General features: G+C 46.2%; 23 protein-coding genes. 8 read left to right on the top strand and 15 right to left on the bottom strand.

Annotated elements, in window-relative coordinates; translation table 11 throughout:
- Positions 1-15: 15 nt before the first annotated feature.
- The 11 genes from GWR21_RS19075 to GWR21_RS19025 all read right to left on the bottom strand — a co-directional run bounded on the left by GWR21_RS19075 (position 16) and on the right by GWR21_RS19025 (position 12,453).
- Entirely contained in the window at positions 16-960 is a 945-nt protein-coding gene (locus GWR21_RS19075; protein ID WP_162333286.1) for a UDP-3-O-(3-hydroxymyristoyl)glucosamine N-acyltransferase, read from the bottom strand.
- A gap of 485 nt (positions 961-1,445) precedes the next feature.
- Positions 1,446-2,804, bottom strand: a complete 1,359-nt coding sequence (hemN, locus tag GWR21_RS19070) for an oxygen-independent coproporphyrinogen III oxidase (protein ID WP_162333285.1) — start codon at positions 2,802-2,804, stop codon at positions 1,446-1,448.
- 2 nt (positions 2,805-2,806) lie between these two features.
- Positions 2,807-3,523: a sulfite exporter TauE/SafE family protein gene (locus GWR21_RS19065; protein ID WP_162333284.1), complete on the bottom strand. Its 717-nt coding sequence runs from the start codon at positions 3,521-3,523 to the stop codon at positions 2,807-2,809.
- A 7-nt stretch (positions 3,524-3,530) separates the two neighbouring features.
- The gene (locus GWR21_RS19060) at positions 3,531-3,968 is read right to left on the bottom strand and encodes a FixH family protein (RefSeq protein ID WP_162333283.1); all 438 of its coding nucleotides are present in this window, start codon (positions 3,966-3,968) and stop codon (positions 3,531-3,533) included.
- Between the two features lie 27 nt (positions 3,969-3,995).
- Positions 3,996-5,378 carry a cytochrome c oxidase accessory protein CcoG gene (gene ccoG / locus GWR21_RS19055; protein ID WP_162333282.1) on the bottom strand — a complete coding sequence of 461 codons (1,383 nt, stop codon included), beginning with the start codon at positions 5,376-5,378 and terminating at the stop codon, positions 3,996-3,998.
- 14 nt (positions 5,379-5,392) lie between these two features.
- Positions 5,393-6,487 (bottom strand): cbb3-type cytochrome c oxidase N-terminal domain-containing protein, encoded by a 1,095-nt coding sequence (locus GWR21_RS19050; RefSeq protein ID WP_162333281.1) that lies wholly within the window; start codon positions 6,485-6,487, stop codon positions 5,393-5,395.
- 36 nt (positions 6,488-6,523) lie between these two features.
- The gene (locus GWR21_RS19045) at positions 6,524-6,691 is read right to left on the bottom strand and encodes a CcoQ/FixQ family Cbb3-type cytochrome c oxidase assembly chaperone (RefSeq protein ID WP_162333280.1); all 168 of its coding nucleotides are present in this window, start codon (positions 6,689-6,691) and stop codon (positions 6,524-6,526) included.
- A 27-nt stretch (positions 6,692-6,718) separates the two neighbouring features.
- Positions 6,719-8,845, bottom strand: a complete 2,127-nt coding sequence (ccoN, locus tag GWR21_RS19040) for a cytochrome-c oxidase, cbb3-type subunit I (RefSeq protein WP_162333279.1) — start codon at positions 8,843-8,845, stop codon at positions 6,719-6,721.
- A 53-nt stretch (positions 8,846-8,898) separates the two neighbouring features.
- A complete protein-coding gene (gene ccoS / locus GWR21_RS19035; RefSeq protein WP_162333278.1) occupies positions 8,899-9,114 on the bottom strand; it encodes a cbb3-type cytochrome oxidase assembly protein CcoS in 216 nt (71 codons plus the stop codon).
- Between the two features lie 112 nt (positions 9,115-9,226).
- Complete coding sequence (locus GWR21_RS19030; protein ID WP_162333277.1) at positions 9,227-11,620, bottom strand: heavy metal translocating P-type ATPase; 2,394 nt, start codon at positions 11,618-11,620, stop codon at positions 9,227-9,229.
- A 122-nt stretch (positions 11,621-11,742) separates the two neighbouring features.
- Positions 11,743-12,453, bottom strand: coding sequence for a Crp/Fnr family transcriptional regulator (locus GWR21_RS19025; protein ID WP_012788352.1), 711 nt, complete (start codon positions 12,451-12,453; stop codon positions 11,743-11,745).
- Between the two features lie 65 nt (positions 12,454-12,518).
- Between GWR21_RS19025 and GWR21_RS19020 the strand changes: the two genes are divergently transcribed.
- The 7 genes from GWR21_RS19020 (at position 12,519) to GWR21_RS18990 (ending at position 18,262) form a co-directional block, all read left to right on the top strand.
- Entirely contained in the window at positions 12,519-13,103 is a 585-nt protein-coding gene (locus GWR21_RS19020; RefSeq protein ID WP_162333276.1) for a pseudouridine synthase, read from the top strand.
- 128 nt (positions 13,104-13,231) lie between these two features.
- Complete coding sequence (locus tag GWR21_RS19015) at positions 13,232-14,107, top strand: YicC/YloC family endoribonuclease (RefSeq protein WP_162333275.1); 876 nt, start codon at positions 13,232-13,234, stop codon at positions 14,105-14,107.
- A gap of 45 nt (positions 14,108-14,152) precedes the next feature.
- The gene (locus tag GWR21_RS19010; RefSeq protein ID WP_162333274.1) at positions 14,153-14,662 is read left to right on the top strand and encodes a gliding motility lipoprotein GldH; all 510 of its coding nucleotides are present in this window, start codon (positions 14,153-14,155) and stop codon (positions 14,660-14,662) included.
- A complete protein-coding gene (locus tag GWR21_RS19005; protein WP_162333273.1) occupies positions 14,643-15,662 on the top strand; it encodes a sensor histidine kinase in 1,020 nt (339 codons plus the stop codon). Before GWR21_RS19010 ends, GWR21_RS19005 begins: the two co-directional genes overlap by 20 nt.
- A gap of 23 nt (positions 15,663-15,685) precedes the next feature.
- A complete protein-coding gene (locus tag GWR21_RS19000; RefSeq protein ID WP_089829386.1) occupies positions 15,686-16,393 on the top strand; it encodes a response regulator transcription factor in 708 nt (235 codons plus the stop codon).
- A gap of 252 nt (positions 16,394-16,645) precedes the next feature.
- The gene (locus GWR21_RS18995) at positions 16,646-17,377 is read left to right on the top strand and encodes a sensor histidine kinase (protein ID WP_162333272.1); all 732 of its coding nucleotides are present in this window, start codon (positions 16,646-16,648) and stop codon (positions 17,375-17,377) included.
- 129 nt (positions 17,378-17,506) lie between these two features.
- Positions 17,507-18,262 (top strand): LytR/AlgR family response regulator transcription factor, encoded by a 756-nt coding sequence (locus GWR21_RS18990; protein ID WP_162333271.1) that lies wholly within the window; start codon positions 17,507-17,509, stop codon positions 18,260-18,262.
- A 64-nt stretch (positions 18,263-18,326) separates the two neighbouring features.
- Here the strand turns inward: GWR21_RS18990 and GWR21_RS18985 are convergent, their stop codons facing one another.
- From GWR21_RS18985 to GWR21_RS18975, 3 genes are all read right to left on the bottom strand, one after another.
- Positions 18,327-19,085, bottom strand: coding sequence for an SH3 domain-containing protein (locus GWR21_RS18985; RefSeq protein WP_162333270.1), 759 nt, complete (start codon positions 19,083-19,085; stop codon positions 18,327-18,329).
- A gap of 21 nt (positions 19,086-19,106) precedes the next feature.
- Positions 19,107-21,089 carry a BatD family protein gene (locus tag GWR21_RS18980; RefSeq protein ID WP_162333269.1) on the bottom strand — a complete coding sequence of 661 codons (1,983 nt, stop codon included), beginning with the start codon at positions 21,087-21,089 and terminating at the stop codon, positions 19,107-19,109.
- A 110-nt stretch (positions 21,090-21,199) separates the two neighbouring features.
- Positions 21,200-21,904 (bottom strand): SDR family oxidoreductase, encoded by a 705-nt coding sequence (locus GWR21_RS18975; protein WP_162333268.1) that lies wholly within the window; start codon positions 21,902-21,904, stop codon positions 21,200-21,202.
- Positions 21,905-21,992: 88 nt separating this feature from the next.
- On the opposite strand from GWR21_RS18975, the gene GWR21_RS18970 reads away from it, so the two are divergent.
- Positions 21,993-22,691, top strand: a complete 699-nt coding sequence (locus GWR21_RS18970) for a YjjG family noncanonical pyrimidine nucleotidase (RefSeq protein WP_162333267.1) — start codon at positions 21,993-21,995, stop codon at positions 22,689-22,691.
- A gap of 78 nt (positions 22,692-22,769) precedes the next feature.
- Here GWR21_RS18970 and GWR21_RS31380 read toward each other — a convergent pair whose 3' ends face one another.
- The gene (locus tag GWR21_RS31380) at positions 22,770-23,030 is read right to left on the bottom strand and encodes a hypothetical protein (protein WP_202928964.1); all 261 of its coding nucleotides are present in this window, start codon (positions 23,028-23,030) and stop codon (positions 22,770-22,772) included.
- Positions 23,031-23,046: the final 16 nt, after the last annotated feature.

Below are 23,046 nucleotides of genomic sequence, written 5' to 3'. Positions count from 1 at the left end.
TTTTTATAGCGTAAATTATTTGCCTGTGAGTTTCTCCCAGATCTCCGGAAGACGTTTTATCAGGGCAATTTCTTTCATCTTTGTACGGGCTTCTTCTACTGGTGAACCGAAATAGGTTTTACCACCTTCGAGAGAAGAAGGTACACCACTCTGTGCCAGCACAACGGCTCCTTTTCCTATGGTAAGGTCTTTGGATACGCCGACCTGACCCCAAAGGATGACATTATCTTCGATGTGGGCTTTACCTCCAACACCTACCTGACCAGCAAAGAGACAGTTACGACCGATAACGGTACCATGTCCTATATGGATCATGTTATCGAATTTTGTGCCACGGCCGATAATCGTATCGCCGCTTACACCTTTATCGATGGTGCAGCCTGCGCCGATCTCCACATCGTCTTCGATGATCACTCTTCCACAGCTTTCCATCTTATCGTACATCACTTCCCTGTCAGCTCTTCTCTTGAAGTAAAAAGCATCAGCTCCAATAACTGTACCGGCGTGAATGATCACGTTGTTACCGATGATGGAGTTGTCATAAATAGTTACGTTCGGGTGTATAATGCAGTTGGTGCCGATTGTTACGTTGTTACCTACGAATACGTTCGGTTGTATGATAGTACCCTCGCCTATTACAGCTGTATCGCTGATGGGACTGGTGGCTGGCTGGAATGGACGGAAACGTTTAACCAGTTTTACATAAGCGGAGAATGGATCATCTGATATCAGTAATGTTTTACCTGGAGGGCAAGCAACTTTTTTATTGATGATAATAATCGTCGCCGCAGAACGCAGACATTTATCATAGTACTTCTCGAAATCCACGAATGAGATATCGCCTGGTTCAACCTTGTGTACCTCGTTGATACCGGTTGCCATTTGTTGCTCATCACCTTCCAGCGTAGCGCCTATGAATGCTGCTATTTCCGTTACTGCGATCGGTTCGTTAAACTTCATGTTTAAGTTGTTTAGTGAGGCAAAGGTAGTAGAGAATCCGATATTATTATTCATAGGTTACGGTTTCGTAAACCTGATCGGCTAAGTTTTAACGCTTCTTTTTAACTGTTGTTATCCACACTTTTTTTAGTGGTGTGAATAAAAAAGTTTGCATTTTTTTTCTTTTGTGATGAAATTCTTTTTAATATTGTGTAGGGAATTTTTGTTCCCTGTACTTACTAACCCATTCACATAACAAGAAAGTCTGATTGTAAAAACGGTCAGACTTTTTTAATGCCCGCTAAAATCCCCGCCACACAAGCGTTTCAGCCAAATATATCTTCTTGTTTTTCCTGGTGCCGAGGAGCAGTTATTCACTGTTTATATGCGGTAATATATTCCTTGTTTAGAAATTCCATTTTCTGGAAAAAGTATCCCGTTTTTGAACAACAGTATCTTGCTGCTTATAAAGTGATAAAAATGAAGACGATAAGACCTGTACAGTATCATATCGCAGTGCTGAACAGTTGAGATTGAGGTAGCTTTTTCCACAGTCGGGCGTCAAAAGCCATACATATGTTGCGTATAAAAGGTTTTCCTTTTTCTGTTACAGTAACACTGTCTGCAGTGATGTCTACCAGGCCGTCTTTCTCCAGTTCCTCAAGCCGCTCAATACTTTCTGCGATCACATGGGTCTCTTCACTGTACTGGTTCCAGCTGGTTTTAAAACCGCACATCAGCTGATGTATATGCCGGCGTAAAAAGAGATCTTCCGCGTCAAGGATATGTCCTCGCACAACGGGGAACTGACCACTGTTGACCAGTTGTTGCCATAGTGCTATCCTCTTTTCATTCTGTGCGTATGCATACCAGCTGTCTCCTATAGAAGATGCACCTAACCCAATCATCAGGGTTGTATGGTGATCGGTATATCCCATGAAGTTTCTGTGCAGTGAACCCTGGTTGCAGGCTTCGAAGAGACTGTCATGCGGCAAGGCAAAATGGTCCATCCCGATCTCAGTATATCCATTTTCAGCGAACATTGTTTTACCCAGCTCATACAATGCTCTCTTCTCTTCGTCTTTAGGAAGGTCGTCTTCAGCATATCGCCTTTGTCCGACACCCTTTACCCATGGTACATGTGCATAGCTGTAGAACGATATTCTGTCCGGACGCAGTTGCATGACTTTGCTGATGGTATCTCCTACACTTGCCATGGTTTGCAGTGGTAAGCCATACACCAGGTCGTAGTTAATAGAAGTGTAACCGATTTTCCTTGCAGCAGCAGTTACCTGCTCTACTGTCTCATAAGGTTGTATACGGTTGATGATATCCTGCACACGGATGTCAAAGTCCTGTATGCCAAGACTCATACGGCGAAAACCCAGATTGTAGAGCGTTAGCATGTGTTCAGTAGTGGTGTTGTTCGGGTGACCTTCAAAACTAAGCGTCGCATCTGGAAGCAGGTCGGCATGCAGATAGAGGCCTGACAGGAGCTGATGCAGACTTTCCGGACTGAAGAAGGTAGGTGTACCTCCACCGAGATGTAATTCCTTAATGCGTGGCCTTTCTTTAAATAACTCCAGGTACAGTTTCCATTCATTCAGCAGGGACTGGATATAGGGTGCCTCGACAGCATGATTCACCGTGATATGTTTGTTGCAACCACAGTATGTACATAACTGTTCACAGTACGGGAGGTGAATATAAATACTGATTCCTTCTTTTTCATTGGAGGCACGGAAAGATTGCAGTAAAGTCTGCTTCCATGTATCAATATCAAAAGAAGATTCATCCCAGTAAGGAACAGTCGGATAACTTGTATAGCGGGGAGCAGCTGTGTTATATTTTCTAATGAGTTGCATGATCAGGATGGTTTATAGCAGTGTTGCATCACCCGGTCATTAGCGGCAGGCAATACAGGACTGATGTATGGAATATTAAGATTCAGGCCGCGCATGATCAGGAGTACTGCCATTAAGGTCATGGCGTAGGGGATACAACGGCGCAGCCGGTTACGCACTTGTATACTGATAAGATCGTTGCACCAGCTGATGGCTACCATGGCTGGAAGCGTTCCGAGTCCGAAAGCCATCATAAAAAAAGCTCCCTGCACATAACTGCCGGTTGCGACAGCTCCGGTAACGGCGAACCAGACCAGGCCGCAGGGCAATAGCCCATTCAGGAAACCAATGGTATACAGCGTATGCAGTTGTCTTTTGCGTAACAGGTCTCCCAGCATTCTTTTGATGTGGCGGTCGTAGAAGCTGGTGTTCATCCGGAGAGCTGTATGGTGAAATACATACCGGAATAGAATAAACAGGAGCATGCCGCCGCCGAGTGTTACAGACAACCACTGTTGCAATCCTCCCAGAAAGAACTGTCTGCCCAGCCACCCGGCGATGGTACCGGGAATCGCATAAGCCGTGATCCTGCCCGCATTGTATAGCAGGATACCTGCCTGTTTGCGTACACCATCCAGGTGTTGCACAGGTAAGGTGAGTGCAATGGGCCCACACATGCCAATGCAGTGAAAGCTGCCGATGAATCCCATTGATAATGCGTATAGCAATGTCAGGAACATGGTCGTGTTAATTGACGGTTACTAAGTTCTCCTGGAAGTATGTTTTACCTCCGGCTTCCCATTGTAATTGCACTTTGTAGTCACCCTTAGTGAACCGTTGTTTACTGACCAGCATAAGGCCATTCTCATCGGTTTTAATTGGCATGGATACATCCTGCCGGGAATCGGATGCGCGATAGAAAAGTACGTTGCCATTGAGCGCAATACCCTGCATTTCTGAAGGAAAAGCCACACCAATGGATTGAGCGGACTGGTTAATAGTCACGGGAGCAGAAAGTGACTGAGCCGCTCTCCTGCCGTCGATCACCTCCTGATACTTCAGTTCTGCAGCGTAGTAGTCAGGTGTAACCATGTCGATGCGTGTATGCATACTTTTGGTTACGAGGGTAATGATGCCTGCGGCAAAGAGTGCGAATACTATAATGATTTTATGACCCCAATGCATGATCTGTATATTTTAATTAGTGATGAATTACCGGGCAGGCCCCAGAAACGTAGTCTGTAAGGTGCCGGTCTTTTTATCTCCCTCATACAGGGAAATGCGCAATTTCGTTTTACGTTTGTCGATGGCGGTACGGGGAAGAACGATGAAGAAAGTACCTTCTCCCTGTTCTTCTTCTTTTACCAGTATCTGTGGATGCCCAAGCAGTTCTATTTTACCAGGAGTATCTTCTAGTTTGAGCGTAAGCGGAATATCAGCAGTTGTTTTGTTGACAAGCTTAATGCGGTAAAGATTGGTGATACTGTCTGTCCCCCTTTCCTGGTAGAGCATTCCCGCTGTACGCATAATGGTGCCACTTACCGGTTTACGGCTGGCAAGCATCCAGGTGATAGCGGTGAGCAGGATGAGCAGAATGGAGCTATATACCCGGAGCCTGGGTGTAAACCTTAATGGTTTTTTATTCGCAATGCCGTTTTCAGAGGCATAGCGGATAAGGTCCAGCGGCCGGCCTGTCTTTTCCATCATGAAGTTGCAGGCATCAATACAGGCGGTGCAATTCACACATTCCAGCTGCGTACCATTCCGGATGTCTATTCCTGTAGGACAAACCTTGACACATTGGTAGCAATCAATACAGTCGCCCAGATTACTGTCGGCTTTTTTTGTAAAGCGTCCTCTTGGTTCTCCCCTGGTATAATCATAGGCAACCACAACAGAGTCTCTGTCCAGTAACACACCCTGTAAGCGTCCATACGGGCAGACTACGGTACATACCTGTTCTCTGAAAAAGGCAAAAACCCCATAGAATACACCAGCAAAAATGACCATGGCGGCCAGTCCACCGGTATGTTCTGTAACAGGTCCGGTAACTATTTCTATCAGACTGTCTATCCCGATAATATAAGCCAGGAACGTATTGGCGATAAGGAAAGACAGCAGATAGAAGATGGTATGTTTGCTGGTCTTTTTGATGATCTTATCTGTATTCCAGGGCGCCTGGTTCAGTAACTTCTGTGCAGGAGCATCTCCTTCTATCCAGTATTCTACCCTGCGGAAAAGCATCTCCATGAATATCGTCTGGGGGCATGCCCATCCGCAGAAAAGACGACCAAAGGCCATGGTAAATAGCACAATGAACAAAATGAAGGCGAGCATCGCCAGCCCGAAAATGAAGAAGTCCTGCGGCCAGAAGATAGCGCCAAACAGGATAAACCGGCCTTCCAGGACATTAAATAAAAACAGGGGCCGGCCATTCAATTTAATGAATGGGCCGGCGAAAAACGCAAGGAAATAAAGGAAGCTCAGCACACTCCTCGCGTTATAGAATTTACCGTTCGGTTGCTGGCTGTAAATCCAGCTTCTTTTTCCCTGTCTATCAACAGTAGCAAGACTATCTCTGAACGTTTCTTCCATCACAAGTACTTTTCTTATTCTTTTTCCAATGCACCCTGCGGTTCTTTAGGGTTAGCAGGATTGGAACCGTGAATGCTTTTGATATAGCTGGCCAGTTCAGCCAGTTGTTTTGGAGAGAAGTCATCTTTCCACGACTTCATTCCCTTGTCAGGTACACCATATTTGATGGTGGTAAAGACATGTTTAACGGATCCTCCATGCAGCCAGTAGTCGTCCGTCAGGTTGGGACCTACCACCCCCTGACCCTGTGGGCCATGGCAGGGCGCACAACTGGCCGAGAACAGTTTTTGTCCGCTGGCAATATCGTCTGCCCCTGTCAGGAGCGTAACATTGTTTTCATCAATATTATTGGCAGCATTCTTCAGGTACTCTTCTTTTGCTTCCGCAGCAGCCGTTTCAGCGATCGCCAGTTCTTCCAGCTGTGAAGGTGCCGAATGGGCGATCTGGAAGCGCCACATATATACTACAGCAAACACCACACTGAAGTAGAAGCTCCATCTCCACCATGGAGGTGTGGGATTGTTCAGTTCACGGATGCCATCGTAGTCATGTCCCATGTCTTCGTCTGCTTCGGTAGCAGCATCCAGTGTTTTGGTATTATTGATACGCTCAAGCCAGTGTACAACGGGTTTACCAGGTGGGACTACTTTCTTTTTCTTCTCCATGCCCACCAGTACACGCAGGCTGTATAACAGTGAGAAGATGATCAGGATCTGCAGGGCTATTACAGCACAGAGCAGATAAAAGGAAGTATCTGAAAGACCGCTTACTACTGTTGTAGCGACAGGTTTTGCCGCTTCGGCTGCTTCCTGTGCAAACAGGTTGCTTGTAGAAAGTAAACCAGCCAGCAGTAGTAAAACCGTAGTAATGGTGGTACTTTTTTTGTTCTTGAGGCGCTCTCTGTATATATCCATGGCACTGATCACCGCACTCCCCAGCACTACGATCGCAATGAGTAGTCCGACGATAACCGTCAGTAATACAATAGCGACAGGATGACCGAGTTCTGACGGAGGCTCAGGCTTGTATTGTGCAGCTGCCGGCAAACTGCTAAGCAGGCATAAGGAGAATAGAGATAGGCCGGTTATAGTGATTGATTTCTTGTTCATATTGTTGCAATTGGAGAATAGTAAATGAGCATCACATCATGAGCGGTCATCCAGCGGGATATTGCTGATATGGTCCATCATGCGCTTATCTGCCTTGAGTGCCCAGAATGCAGCGAGTATGAAGAACACGGTGAAGATCAACAGGGACGTCATTGGATAGATGCTCACGCCTGTGATGGATTTCAGATAATTGATAAACTTCATGGCTTGCTTTTTTTACAGTTGTTCAGATTATTTTTTCTCCGCGACGGTATTTGATTTGATGTCAGTACCCAGACGCTGCAGGTAAGCGATCAGTGCGACAATTTCTTTGTCTGATTTCACTTCCAGCTTATCTTTTTTCAGCTTGGAAGCAATTTCTTCCGCCTGTTTCTGCATGTCCGCGTTGGCCTGTTTTTCATAACCTTCAGGATATGGTACACCCAGCTTTCTCATGGCGTTGATCATGGCCGGTGTTTTTCCTTTGTCGATCTTATCATCAAATAACCATGGATATTGTGGCATGATAGATCCAGGGGACATAGATGTCGGATCGAGCATGTGGTTGTAGTGCCAGGAGTCAGGATATTTATTACCTAGTCTTGCCAGGTCTGGTCCGGTTCTTTTTGATCCCCACTGGAATGGATGGTCATATACAAACTCGCCTGCTTTTGAATATTCTCCGTAGCGGGCTACTTCATCACGGAATGGTCTGATCATCTGAGAGTGACAGGTGTAGCAGCCTTCACGGATGTAGACATCACGACCGTGTAGCTCAAGCGGCGTGTATGGTTTTACACTGGTGATGGTAGGAACATTACTTCTTATCAGGAAGGTGGGTACCATTTCAAGCGCACCGCCTATGCCAACTACAATAAGACTGAAAACAGTAAGCTGTATTGGTCTGCGTTCGATCCAGTTGTGCCAGTGAGATTTGCCATGTGTGTGTATCACTTTCGGTAAAGGTGGTGTTTCAGCAGGCTCGTTGGCTACGAATGATCCGCGACGGACGGTTTTAGCAAGGTTGACAATCATTAGGACAACACCAGAGATATAGAGTAAACCACCTAATGCGCGCAGTGCGTACATTGGGACAACTGTATTCACTGTTTCCAGGAACTGGAATTTCAATTGTCCTTCCGGTGTGAACTGTTTCCACATCATACTCTGTGTGAATGCAGCCCAGTACAACGGGATCACATAAAAAATGATACCCAGTGTACCCAACCAGAAGTGAGCATTGGCCCATTTGCGTGAATACAGTTCTGTAGTGAACAGACGGGGTAACATCCAGTAAAGGATACCGAAGGTCAGGAAGCCGTTCCATCCTAATGCACCAACGTGTACGTGTGCGATTGTCCAGTCAGTATAATGGCTGATAGCATTCACGTTCTTGAGAGAAAGCATTGGGCCTTCGAAAGTGGCCATACCATAGCAGGTAAGTGCAACAACGAAGAACTTCAGGATAGCATCTTCTCTTACCCGGTCCCATGCGCCACGTAGTGTCAGCAGGCCATTCAACATACCACCCCAGGAAGGAGCGATCAGCATGATAGAGAAGACGGTACCCAGTGATTGAGCCCATTCAGGCAGTGCGGTGTATAGCAGGTGGTGAGGACCTGCCCAGATGTATATAAAGATCAGCGCCCAGAAGTGTATGATAGACCAACGGTAGGAATATACAGGTCTGTTAGCTGCTTTAGGTACGAAGTAGTACATCAGTCCGAGATACGGAGTGGTCAGGAAGAACGCAACAGCGTTGTGTCCGTACCACCATTGTACAAGGGCATCCTGTACACCTGCATACCAGGAATAACTTTTCAGGAATGACACCGGCATTTCAAAGGAGTTCACAATGTGCAGCATGGCGATAGCCACCCATGTGCCGATGTAGAACCAGATAGCCACATACAGATGTGTTTCACGACGGCGAAGGATGGTACCCAGCATGTTAGCACCGAATGCTACCCATATCAGTGTGATAGCAATATCAAATGGCCATTCCAGTTCTGCGTATTCCTTACCGGTAGTACAGCCCATTAACAGGGTGATCGCTCCACCAGCGATGATGGCCTGCCATCCCCAGAAGTGAATCTTGCTCAGCAGATCGCTGAACATGCGCGTTTTACACAGGCGTTGTAATGAATAGTACACACCCATGAAGATGCCATTGCCGACAAAAGCGAAAATGACAGCGTTGGTGTGAACAGGCCTCAGACGGCCAAATGTTGTAGGTGCATAGCCAAGGTTAAGATCGGGTAGCACGAGCGCCAGTGCAGCCCATAATCCGGCCAGCATGCCGATCAGCCCCCAGCCGATACAGGCGTATGCAAACCATTTCACGGTACGGTTATCGTACGAAAATTTTTCGAGAGACATGTTTGTTCAATTACGAATGATAATAGATGCGTTGCTAGTATAAATAAGGATAGTTAGTTGTGCTGACAGATGCGTGATTTGCAGTTTGAATTTGTGCATGCATTTCCAGTGCTGCATGTGGATTCATTTGGTTTAGTCTCAAACAGCATACGATGTGCAGGTGAGAAATTGTCTTCAAATTGCCCATTCCTTACTGACCATATGAAAGCCGCCAGGAAGAAAATGGCTACCAGGAGGCTGGCTCCGAGAAGGATGATGATCACGCTCATAGTAATTGGTTTTAAATTTCTATGAACAAAGCTAGCCAGTTGTGGGTGGGGGTACGATGATGCCGCTCAACCGGTTTACTGATTCATATCATGATCAGGATCATGATATGAATCATGATCTGTTCATCCATTCACTCAAACCATAGGTCAGCAACACAATGCTGATAGAGCTTGCCGGCATCAGTATAGCCGCTGTGAGTGGGGATAGAATGCCTTGTACGGCAAAGAAAAGTCCGATAAAATTGTAAAGCAGAGAGATGATGAATGTGATGATAATGATGCGTCTGTTGTTATTGCATATACTGATCAGTCGGGGTAGCTGCACGAGTTGTGCTGCTTCAAGTATGCCGTCACTCGCGGGGGTGAAGTTGTTACTGTCTTCTGTCAGTGAGAGGCCGACGTCACTTTGCTTCAATGCGCCAGCATCATTGAGTCCGTCTCCTATCATCAATACACGTTGGCCCTGCTGCTGTAAGCTCAATACATAGTTTAGCTTATCAGCAGGTTTCTGTGCAAAATGCAGACTGGCAGATGGTCCCATAATCTTTTGCAGGTAGGTGCTTTCAGCATCATTGTCGCCGGAAAGCAGCGATAACGGGTATCGTTGCTGTAAAGCCTGCAATAGTTCCTGTACCCCCTCTCTATATTGATGCCGGATGGTGAAATGACCGGTTTGTACGCCATCAATAGTGACATAGACCGTGCTACCATCAGTGGAATCATTGTGCTCCGCCCCTGTAAAGGCTGCACTGCCCAGCTGTATAAAATTATATTGTACCCATCCGCTGATGCCGCCTGATGGAATGCTACGGAAGTTCCTGACGGGAAGTCCTTCATCTTTTCCACAGAAGGAAGTGACGATCTTACTGAGCGGATGGGCCGACTGTGCGGCGAGCGTGCCGATTGCTTTCAGTTTTTCCTGCGTAAGTGTCTCCCCTTCATATGAAATAGTGGCTTCAGCCTTACCAGTCAGGGTACCTGTTTTATCAAATACAATATGATCTACAGCAGCCAGTCTTTCGATCGCATCTGCATTACGCAGGTAGAGATGCCGGCGGCTGAGTATACGCAGGATATGTCCGTTTGTAAAAGATGCCGCCAGTAGCAGCGCACAAGGGCAGGCAATGATCAGCACTGCGGTAACAGCCGGCCATATACGGGATGGGTCATTTATCCACCAGTAAGTAGCCGCAAGCACCGCAATAGTCAATACTACCCAGGTGAAATAACGGCTGAGCATATGTATGAAGGAAGGGGGTTTTTTGTCTGATGATTTTAGCTCCTCTCTGTTCCAGAGACTGGTCAGGTAGCTTTGCGCTACTTCCTTGATCGTAAGTATTTCAATGTTGCCTTCCAGCTGTTTACCACCAGCATACACGATCTCGCCGGTGTTTTTATGTACAGGGACTGCCTCTCCTGTTACAAAACTGTAGTCAATGACAGCGTTTCCTTTTACCAGTATGCCATCGGCGGGGATGAGTTCCTGGTTATGTATGAGCAGGGTGTCATTAATCCTGATGTCCGGTAATGCTGTAGGAACTTCCTGCCCATTCTTTAACGCGGTCACTGCAATAGGAAAATAGGCGGTGTAGTCTCTGTCAAATGACAATCCCTGGTATGTTTTGTCTTGTAGTATCCTGCCAATGAGCATGAAGAACACTATACCGGTCATAGAGTCAAAAAAGCCAGCTCCCTGTCCACTGAATACATCTATCAGACTACGAACGAAGGTCACGATAATGGCCAGTACTATAGGTACGTCGATATTGAGAAATCCGGTTTTCAGACCACCCCAGGCAGACTTGAAGAAGACCTGGGCGCTATAGAAGAAAACAGGTAGCGACAGCGAGAGGTTGAGCCAACGGAAAATGTGATTCATTTTTTCATCCGAATAACCGTAGTTGGCAAAGTATTCGGGAAAGCTCAGCAGCATGATATTGCCAAAACAGAACCCTACTACCCCCAGTCTATATACGAGGTCACGTTGTATACGTGGTTTTTTCTGACGAAGGTCCTGCAGGCTGATATAAGGTTCATAGCCTATGCTGGTGAGCGTTTCGGCGATGTGGCGCAGAGAGGTCTCCTGCTGGTTGAACACAACAAGTGCTTCCTTTCGGGTAAAGTTGACGGTGACACGCTGTACGCCACCGTCAAGCCTGTGGAGGTTTTCCAGTAGCCAGAGGCAGGAACTGCAATGAATATGCGGGATGTAAAAGGTAATGTGGGTCTGGCTGTCGTCCTGGAACTGAATAAGTTGCTGTTGTATCTTTTTATCGTCCAGGAAGGCAAACTTATCTTTCCGTACCGCGATACGCTGAGATTGCCCGGGATTGTTGTTCAGGGCATAGTAGTCACAAAGGCCATTTTCGTTCAGGATCTCGTATACCAGCTTGCAGCCATCGCAGCAGAAGTGATTGTTCTCCAGGACGATTTTATCGTCTGGACAATCTTCTCCACAGTGGGCACATTGCAATCTGGTATCTGGAATGACAGCGGTCGTTGCCATGGTAAAATGGTTTGCTGCAAAACTACCGGCAGGAGAAATGGGGGGCAATGATGGGTATCAAAAGATTGACTGATCTGTGTCAGTGAGATCGGCGGAAAGGAGGAATATATTTGTGCAGGGAATTAATCCTGGAGATTGGCCGTTCGGGTAAGTTCCTCCGGATTAAGCAGACGGATCTTTTTACCCTGTAATTCGATGAGACCGTCTTTTTTAAATTCGGACAGCAAGCGGATAGCCGATTCCGTCGCTGTACCTACCAGGTTGGCAATTTCTTCACGTGAAAGGCGCACGTTGAGGGTGCTGCCATCCTGCTCAACCCCATAGGTCTCTCGTATGAACAGAAGTGTTTCTGCAAGACGTTCACGTACAGGCTTTTGTGCGAGATGGGTGATCTTCATTTCTGCTTTTCTGAGTTCGCTGGCCAGGATGCGCATCATTTCGAGAGAGAGGCTGGCATCTTTCTGAAGTACGCTCATGAAAAGGTCTTTTGGAATAAAGCAGACGGAAGAATCGTCGAGAGCAATGGCCGAAGCGGTGTAGCGTTCAGCGCTGAGTAATGCTTTGTAACCTATAATATCGCCAGGTTTGGCCAGACGAACGATTTGTTCGCGGCCATCATCTCCACAGTGGGATAGTTTTATCTTGCCTGTATTAACGCAATAAATGCCGAACGGATAGGCGCCTTCCTGGAATACAATTTGTCCTTTTTTATAGGTAGTACACACCTTTGCGGACTCTATCTCTTCCAGATTACACTTCTCTGCTTTGAACAAAATTGATCCAAAGCGGTCCTGGCAATTCGCACATGAGGCATTATGGTAAGGCGTACACATAAGTTTCAGTTGGCAAAATTACTAATTTACGGCCAAAATAAACGTACGACCTTACTACTTTGGGTATGCCATTTAAATATTATATAATATATAAGCCTTTCCAGGTGCTTACGCGGTTCGGGAGAGAGGAAGGAAAGGCCAGTCTGGCGGACTATTTCAACGTTCCTTCGGATGTGTATCCGGTGGGCAGGCTGGACTATGACAGCGAGGGACTGCTGATACTTACGAATGATAAATCACTGAATCACCGGCTGCTGGACCCTAAATTTTCGCATGAGCGGGAGTATTGGGTACAGGTAGATGGGGCGGTTACAGGAGAAGCGGTTCAACAACTGAGACAGGGTGTTGAAATAGCTATAGATGGAAAGACCTATCGCACACGTCGTTGCCAGGCGGCCATATTTGAAACTGATCCAACCGTTCCGGAAAGGAATCCCCCTATCCGTTTCCGTAAGCTTATTCCCGCCCCCTGGATCAGATTAACCCTTGGCGAAGGAAAAAACAGGCAGGTCAGAAAAATGACGGCAGCCGTGGGTTTCCCGACGTTGAGACTTATCCGTTACCGTATAGCCCGTATCACGATAGATGGCCTGGAGCCAGGCCAGATGCGGGAATTAGATAAAAAAGAGATCTACGATCTGCTGTTCTGAGAGCGTGTTACGGAGAGGCCCTGACGGGCACCCTGATAGACCGGGCAGGCATAAGATGTTGTTTGCCTGTATGGATTCTTTGTGTTTTGGGCTAATTTAGGTAGGTTTGTTGCCTACAAATCTCTATTATGCTGAAATCAATGACCGGCTTCGGAAGGGCGGAAATTACCAAAGGAGAAACTACGATAATTGTAGAGGTGAAATCGCTCAATGGTAAGCAGTTTGAGGTAAACCTGAAACTTTCCCCACTGTTAAAGCCTTATGAGTTTGATATCCGTAACGTACTGCAGCAGGCATTGTTGCGTGGTACACTGGATGCTACAATCAACATCCGGCAGAATGGAGCTACCCGCCCGGTAGTGATCAATACTGACCTGGCGAAGTACTATTATCATTCAATTACAGCGCTGGCTACAGAGCTGAACCTGCCACAGGAAGACATGCTGAATGTGCTGATGAAATTGCCGGAAGTGGTATCACCAGCGACGGAACAGATTTCAGAGGGAGAATGGCTGGAAGTTGATACAGCGATCAGACAGGCAGTTGCTGACCTGGACGCACACCGTCTGGACGAAGGCAAGATGCTGTCCGCGGATCTGTTACTCCGTATAGAGAATATCGGGACCTACTGTGCGAAAGTACGCGAGCTGGACCCACTACGTAAGGAAAGGGTGCGTCAGCGTCTGGAAGGACTGCTGGCTGAACATGTAGGTAAAGAGAACGTAGATGAGAACCGTCTCGAACAGGAACTGATTTTCTATTTAGAGAAACTGGATATTTCTGAAGAACTGGTACGACTGGAGAATCACTGTCGTTATTTCAAGGAGATCCTGGCAGATGTGGATCCGTCTAAAGGTAAGAAACTGGGATTTGTGCTGCAGGAAGTGGGACGGGAGATCAATACGACCGGCTCCAAAGCGAATGATGCAAGTATCCAGCAATGGGTGGTACTGATGAAGGATGAACTGGAAAAGGCAAAGGAACAGGTGTTGAACGTTTTGTAAGAAGGTCTTTCAATCCTCACGTATTAAATGTATTTTCAATAAAGTATGAATAGACTCTGCCGGATGATGGTGGCCGCAGGAATGTTGTTAGCAGCAGCCTCCTGTCAGCCCCTGAAAATGGACACCTATGAAAAGAACCTGGATATCCCGGGGCATGAGTGGGCTTATGCTAACAAGCCCGTTTTTGAGGTTACCGTGCAGCCTCAGGATACAGCATATCTTTATAACATTTATGTGAATATCAGGCACAAGGACTCCTACCCTTATAGTAACATCTGGCTGCTGGTCAATACGCAGTTTCCCGGAGACAAACCAGTTGCACAGCGGGTAGAACTACCGCTGGCCGACATGTCGGGAAAATGGCTGGGCAGTGGACTGGATGATATTTACGAACACAGGATTCCTATTCAGCAGAATGCTATTCTGAATAAGCCAGGAGTCTACAAGTTTACTTTTGAACAAAATATGCGGCAAAATCCGTTGCCCGATGTGATGAATGTAGGCCTGCGGATTGAGAAAGCCGGGTTGAGAAAAGATGAAAAAGCTATTCCGTAATATGCAGGAAGGGAGGGCCATCTCCTTTATCTATCTCTTTGTACTGGCATATACCATTCTCGCACTGGTATGGTGGGGTGTGTTACTGTTCAATCAAAGTGAACAGATCACCCGGTTTGAGATACAGAACCTCGTTTTACGTACTGACAGTATTGCACATCCGCAGGAATATCACCAGGAGCTGCAACGTATACAAACGACAGAAGAGAGACGTTCTGTCATGTTCTTTGGTGAAGGACTTATTTTTCTTGCTATAATTTTATTAGGTGGATTCTTTGTTTACCGGGCTATCTGGAAGCAAATGCGGCTCTCGCAGCAGCAGCAGAATTTCCTGATGGCGGTGACACATGAATTGAAATCGCCTATCGCTGCTGCCAAACTGAATCTTGAAACGCTCCGCAAACATAAGCTGGATGAGGACAAACGCTTGAAACTGCTGGACAATACCATCCGGGAAACAAACCGTCTGGACCAGCTTTGTAATAATATCCTCCTTGCTTCCCAGATGGAATCACAGCGCTATCAACTGTTCAGGGAAGACTTAGATTACACTTCATTACTGGAAAACGGGGTGAAGGAAATGCAGTCCCGCATCTCAACACATACGATACAGGCACATATTTTGCCTGATGTGTGGATTAATGGGGATAAATTCATGCTGCAGATATTACTGAGCAACCTCGTAGAGAATGCCGTGAAATACGCTCCCAGGAATACCACTATTAACGTAAGCCTGGAGATATGCAATAACAACCTGTTAAAGCTGAAAGTAGCGGATGAAGGTCCCGGTATACCAGCAGATGAACGGGAAAGGATATTCCTGAAGTTTTATCGTATAGGCAATGAAAATACGCGTAAGGCAAAAGGGTCCGGCCTCGGGCTGTTTCTGTGCCGAAAGATCGTACAGCAGCATGGAGGGACGATTGTCGTGAAAGATAATGTGCCTGCCGGCGCCAGTTTTGAAATAACCTGGCCGGTATATTCCATCCAAAGAGTGTAAATTAGTGATTGCAATTATTAACTATGAAGGAAGCTACTAAAGCATCCATACTACTGGTAGAGGACGAAGAGAACCTCCAGGAAGCGCTGAAGCTCAACCTGGAACTGGAGGGATATGAAGTAACGGCTGTAGATAATGGCACCGCTGCTTTGAAGGCGGTAAAAAACGAATATTTTGATCTGATCATCCTGGATATAATGTTGCCGGAAATGGACGGTATTGCTGTTTGTGAGAATATCCGTATCCAGAATAATGAAGTACCTATCCTTTTCCTCAGCGCCAAGAATAGTAGCGCAGACCGCGTACTGGGCCTGAAAAAAGGTGGAGATGATTATATGACTAAGCCTTTTAACCTCGAAGAGCTGTTGCTGCGGGTTGAAAAGCTGATCGTTAAAAACAAACGCATACAGGATAAAGACAGTGTATCAACCGTATACCACTTTGGCAATAATGAAATTGATTTTGCTGCCCAGGAATGTATCGGTAAAGATGGTAAACACTATGAACTGAGCAAAAAGGAAACGATGCTCCTGAAGCTGCTCATAGAGAATAAAGGAGAAGTCGTAACCCGCGAAAAGATCCTTCAGGTGGTTTGGGGATACAACGTCTACCCTACTACCCGTACTATTGACAACTTTATATTGAACTTTCGTAAGTATTTTGAAGAAGATAGCCGGAATTCCCGGTATTTCCACTCTGTAAGAGGTGTGGGATATAAGTTTACTGAATAGCCATTGTTACCAGTTACCATTGTTTTTCCCCCGGTTGTTCTGTAAAAGCTGCCTTGTAATAACTGCCCCTTTCCCGGCAACCGGATTTGACGGATATTTAATCCCGGTCTTGACGAATATCGTGCCTGCAGGAGTGTACGACTTTGTGAGGTGCTTATATTATATCCTTTCGCAAACCTTTAGATTTTGGTTTTTTGCTCTAACATACTCAATGCAGTAGGTTGGCCGTACTGGGTGTTTTTTCTGTTGAGTTTGATTACGATCTGCTGTGTGTTCTATCTCCGCGAGAGGCGCATCAGACAGGCATCAACACGAGAGATAAGCAGGCAACAGCAGCTGATACACCTGGAAATGCATGCATTCCAGGCGCAAATGGATCCCCATTTCATTTTTAACAGTCTGAATGCCATACACCACTACATCCTTACTACCAGTACAGATCAGGCTTCCCTCTACCTCACCCGGTTTGCCCGGTTGATGCGGCTCATCATACGTAATTGTAACAAAGAATGGGTTAACCTCGAGGAAGATATAGAGGCACTGGAGCTCTACCTTCAGCTGGAGCAGCTACGTTTTGGCGCCCAGTTCGAATATCAGCTGGATGTAGGTCCCGATGTGTTTCAGCAGGTTACTTTTGTGCCTCCGCTTATTATTCAGCCATATATTCAGGATGCCATCTGGAAGCGTATACTGCTCCGGCCAGCCAAAAGCGGCGGCTGTCTCAACATCAGGATCAGCCGTGAAAATGAATTGCTCTATGTCCGCATTGAAGACAACGGGATCAGTCAGAATGCGCCTGGAGAAGATGTGACGCTCTCCCGTGGTATAACCATTGCTGCTGAAAGACTGAACGTCATCAAAGAGCGGTACAATATGAATACCGGCATTACAGAACAGTCACTTTATAATGATCTGCAACAACCCAGTGGCCACGTTGTTATAATTAAAATGCAGCAGGCAGCTACCAGAGAAGGCGTAATGTAAGGTATAAAAATGGTATCTGCGTAAAAGAAACTTTCACATCTTTACACGAAATATTGTATATTTTATTGACCCTCGCCTATGCTTTTCTTATGCTGACAGAGGGTTTTTGGGGACAAGAACTATTATAACATGCGCACCATTATCGTGGATGATGAGAAGCTCAGTAGAAGCGTTTTGAAGCTTCTGCTTGAGAAGCATTGCCCTGCAGTCAATATAGTGGCGGTTTGCGCAGACGGGATCTCTGCATTAGAGGCAATTGAGAAGTATCAGCCAGACTTACTTTTCCTGGACATCGAGATGCCGGGGCTAAATGGATTTGAGGTACTGAAAGCGTGTAAAGACGCCCATTTTTCTATTATCGTGACCACTTCACATGATCATTATGCACTGGAAGCAATCAGGCATAATGCGCTGGACTATTTGCTGAAACCCATTATCAGGGAAGACCTGGCAGAGGCTGTTGACAAGGCTGCTGCCCGCCAGTGGAAAAGAGGACAGCCGGATGCAAAGCCGGATATTTCCCTGTTGGAGGTACTCCATCAGCACCTCTATCCCGGGGAAAGACTGGCCCTGCCAAGTCCTGAGGGACTCAGAATGCTGCAGGTAAAGGATATTTTGTATTGTGTGGCGGATGGAGAAACCACCCTGGTACATCTCTTAAACACACCGGAACCCTCCCTGATATGCCGAACGCTCAAAGATGTGGAAGTACAACTGAAGAACAAGGGATTCTTCAGGGTACACCATAGCTATATGGTCAATCTTAATTATATGGACCGTTATATTAAGGGAGACGGAGGGGATATTATAATGAGAGATGGCAGCTGTATACCAGTATCCCGTCAGCGGAAACAGGAATTTATGGAAAGGATTGAAAAGCTTTAAGCCGCAAACTACAGACTTCAGGAAAGTAAATATCTTTTACCTGATGCCTGTAGTTTGCGGCTTTCTACAACCTCTTTATCTCTGCACAAGCCAGCCAGCCGGTCTTGCCATCCGGCAGCGATATCTTACAGAATTCCTGGGTAGCATCGACTACGGCTACTTTTACGCCTTCATGCAGTTCAAACAGATCTTTACTATCGTTATCAGGGGCGGATTTCACTTTCACCGCAGCGCCCATAATGATACCTTCATTGTGTGTATTGGCTGACACATAAGCACTTATGCCAACAGTAAGATATAGCAAGAATAAAATAAGGACAGCTCCTGTTCCCCATTTCACTAACCTTTGTTTAAATGATGGCGCTATCAGCAGGGCGATAATACCTGCAATGAAAAGCCAGAAAAGTATGATAATGCCTGTTGCCCATCCGTCCGGAGTGTGGAAATGCAATAACTGTAACCACCATTGCTGAAAGAACAGCAGCGGAAGATCATTCACATACCCTTCCACCCGTTGGTTAGCAACAGACAGGTTGTGTGCAGCAGATTTGTTGAACGGATCTTTTGCGAGTGCTTTTTCGTAGTTGTAGATGGCCTGCCCGGTTTTATTGGCTTTATACCATGCATTGCCTGCATTGAGGTATAATTCAGGCTGACTGAATCCCTCGTCGATCAGGCCCTGGTACATGTTCGCCGCCTCGGTATATTGTTTCTGTCTGAAAAGTTCATTGGCTTTTTCAAACTGCTGCTGTGGTGCCGGAGCAGCTCCTGCCACATTGCAAAGCAGTAAAAAGGCACATATAGTGGTGAATATTGTTCTCATCCTTTTATAAGTTAACAGGGTTTACGCCACCGTTTTTGCGCGCTGTAATTCATCTTCCAGGTGGCTGATGACTTCAACAGCCTGCCTATAGGTATCCTGCATTTTATCATTGTTATGCATCGGCGTATACAATGCCATTTCACAATCATCCAACAGGGTAAACAACTTGGCGGTATATTGCTCGTCTACCTGTTGTTGCGTAAGTTTGTCCTGTATCAGCTGTTTGCTGAGGTCTGCAAAAGGTACATGCAACTTATTACTCAGATAACCCCAGATGGCCCTGGATGTTTCCTCATAAAAGGCCTTGTCCTTCCCTTCTTTCAGATAGCGGGCTGCCAGTTCGAGACGTTTGAGTGCTACTTTATTAGCATAACGATGTTTAAGGAAGGCAGCGTTGTTCTGCTGATAATTCTTTCTGCGATAGAAGATGATTGCCGCTATGAGGGCTATTACCGGCAGTAATAACAGGATGTAGAACAGTGGACTTACCAGCAGGAATCTGCCTTGTTTTACCCAGTTCAGTACACCTGTATAATTGGATGTGATTGTATTTTTATTGACGCTGAAGTCTTCTTTTTCGCGTTTGGTTTGTTTACCAGGAGCAACATGAACAGTAAAGGCTGCTGAGCGAACAGATTTATAAGTATTGGATGCCGGATCGAAATAGGAGAATTCCACTGGCGGAATGACCTGGTCCCCTGCTTCCTGTGGCATCAGTACGTATTCAAACTGGCGGGTGCCTGACAACGGATTGCTGTTTTTTTCAATATTGTCAGTCACCTTTGGATCGTATTTTTCAAAACCAGCAGGCACGTCCACCTTCGGCCCGTTCAGGAGATTGACATTTCCCTGGCCGGATATCACTACTTTCAGCGTGAGCGCATCATCAGTGGTCAGGTTATTTTTGTCAATGGCGGCTGTCATATTGAATTTACCAACTGCACCAGCAAAACTCGCCGGACGGTTGTCAACCGGTAGAGGTTTAACAGTTACCCTTACTGGCGCTGTCTGTATCTTATAAGGAACATCCTCGTATGACACTTCCGGACGATTGAAGAAGTCGTCAAAGAAAGGGTCATCAAACGGGTCTCTGAAAGCAGGGTCATTAAAGATATCTGCGAACGGATCTCTCTGGCGTTTGTTATTGTTCTTGACAAGTTTAACCAGTTTTACATGGTTGTCTACTTCCACCGGATCCAGTTCCAGGGTTCCTGACTGCAACGGGAAGAGTAATGTTTTACGGATGGTAAATACCCTGAAGCGTGCGCCATTTATAACTTCCTCGGAAGCCTGCGGTGGGTTTGGTAACTCTATATCTTTAGCAGAAAACCCCTTGAAGGCCGGCACTTTTGTTACGCTGGAGTTGGTGGGGAGCCGGGTATACAATTTATAGGTAGCCGTGAGTTGTTCTCCTTCATACAAGGTGGTTTTATCTACATCCACCTTTACAAAAATGTTCTTACGGAGTTTTTCGTTGACATCTTCCCCATTTTTGAGCACGGCTTCCATATCATCTGATTGCGATGACTGGCGCTGCGCCCGGGATGGCGGATATCCTCCCTGAGGTCCGGCTTGCGACTGGCTTTGGCTACCACGGGCTGTATTGGATTTTACTACTTCTATGGTAACCGGGTTGGAACGTATCACCTTTCCATCAGAACGCGCGGTTGCGCCGGGAAGGGTGAAGTTGCCTACCTTTCTTGCCTGGATGACATAGATGAGCGCGATATATTCAGAACGACGTCCGTTCATGATAGACTGCCCCTGCATCTGTGATGGACCCTGCAAAATTTCAAAATCGTTGAATGCAGGAGGAGAAAAGCTGGTAACATTGGGTGCATTTTCCAGCATGAACTGTATCTGGAACGGTTCGTCCAGTGCTACCCTGTCACTGCTGACAGTGGTAGTGAACCTGAATTCCTGTGCCTGCAGACACGTGATTGCGCCCAGACAAAAGAACAGGGATAATACAAACTTCCTTATACTAACAGTAGTGACATTCATAATGCAAAACAAATTTAACCAAAGCCAGCCCTGTTGGTGCTGAGTCCCCAGTTAAAAGTTAGTTAAAAAAATAATTTATATAAGCCCGGAAGTGCTTGCTGGTAAAGGGTTTATGAAATGTCTCCCAGCATTGGTCGCATGATCACCTCTTCTACTACTGCCTGTTCTGACAAGGTGTAGGCCCCCCATAACAGGTTCGCAACATCGGCTGGTTCCATCATCCTGCGGGGCGGCGCTTCAAAGCCTTCCCATGATGCGGTTAAGGTCGGTCCGGGGCTCAGTGAGGTGACCTTAATGTTGTGTGATTTTAATTCTTCCCTTAGATTTTTGGAGAATCCCAACAGGGCAAATTTTGTAATGCTGTAAGCACCGCCATTGGGATATGAGGTATAACTGGCGGTAGAACACATGTTAAAAATATGACCTTTTCTGTTTGTCTTCATACCAGCCAGTAGCTGGCGGGTAAGGTGATATGCACTATAGACGTTGGTGGCCATCAGGCTTTCCAGCAGCCCGTCTTCCTGCTCATGCAGTGAGCCGGGTACAAATAAACCTGCATTGTTGACAAGGATATCTACTGTGGAAAAAGTGGCGCTGATCTGTCGGGCAAATGCGATCACTTCTTCTTTTTTGCCCATATCTACCGGAACGGCCAGTACTTTGACTGCGGGGTTAACCGCCCGGATATCGGCCGCCGCTTTTTCAAGCATGGCAGCATTTCTTGCACAGATAGCGACATTAAATCCTTCTTTGGCCAGCTTCTCCGCTATAGCCTTACCTATTCCTTTACTTGAGCCTGTGATAACTGCGTTCATATCTGTTAATTATAGAAGCTGGAAAATAGTAAAAAATGTGCTTCCCTACGTAATGAGTATCTTTGCGCCAGCCAAGGAGAGTTAGCAAATGAAATACAAACATATATTTTTCGATCTGGACCATACGTTATGGGATTTTGAAACCAATGCTTACCTGGTGCTGGAACAACTGTATCACGCACATAACCTGGAAGCCCGTGGAGTAACCTCTTTCAAGGATTTTCACAGTGTCTATATGGTACACAATGAAAAGCTCTGGGACCGTTTCAGGAAGGGGTATATTACCAGGAATGATCTGCGTAACAAGCGTTTCCGGTTGACATTACTGGACTTTAGGATCGGTGATGAAAAATTATGTGAGGCGCTTGGCTGTCAGTTCCTGGAGCAGCTGCCTACCCAGACAGCTTTGTTTCCACACGCGAAAGAAGTACTGGAATACCTGGCTGCTAAAAACTACCCTATCCATATGATTACCAATGGATTTGAAGAAGTGCAGTACCTGAAGATGAAAAGTTCTGGCATAGACCATTTCTTTACACATGTGATCACATCAGAATCAGCCGGTAGTCTTAAACCATACAGAGAGATCTTCGACTATGCGGTGGCGAAAGCAGGGGCTACTGCGGAAACCAGTATAATGATCGGCGATACGCTGGATGTTGATATTCTGGGCGCAAGAAATGCAGGGATAGATCAGGTATATTTTAACAATCAGGTGCCTGTGACCGGAGATCCGAAGCCAACCTATGTGATCAATAGCCTGCATGAACTGAAAGACATCCTCTAAGTATACTTACATAATAAAAAGTCCCGTCTCGTATACTGAAAGCAATAGAGACGGGACTTTTTTATTAAAAGAATCAATTTATTTTCCTGCTGGTTTGGCAGCCGGGGTGGTTGCTGGCGCCGGTTTGGCCGGCTTGGCAGCAGTACGTAAAGCAGCCGTTTTAGAGGGCTGTTTACAGCAGGCAGCATCTTTTTTGTCAGCCTGGTCTTTCGTATTGCATGCAGTAGCTTCTCCCTTTGCGGTCTTCTTGCAGCAGGCCTTATCTTTTGATTTATCCTGAGCATATACAGCGGCAGCGAGGAATAATACGGTGGTGGTTCCTATAATGAATTTCTTCATAACTGTCTGTTTTATG

Origin of the sequence: Chitinophaga agri (genome assembly GCF_010093065.1) — a bacterium.
Taxonomy (GTDB): Bacteria; Bacteroidota; Bacteroidia; order Chitinophagales; family Chitinophagaceae; genus Chitinophaga; species Chitinophaga agri.
Note: the sequence above shows the minus strand (reverse complement) of the source record. Positions and strands in the feature narration are given on the sequence as shown.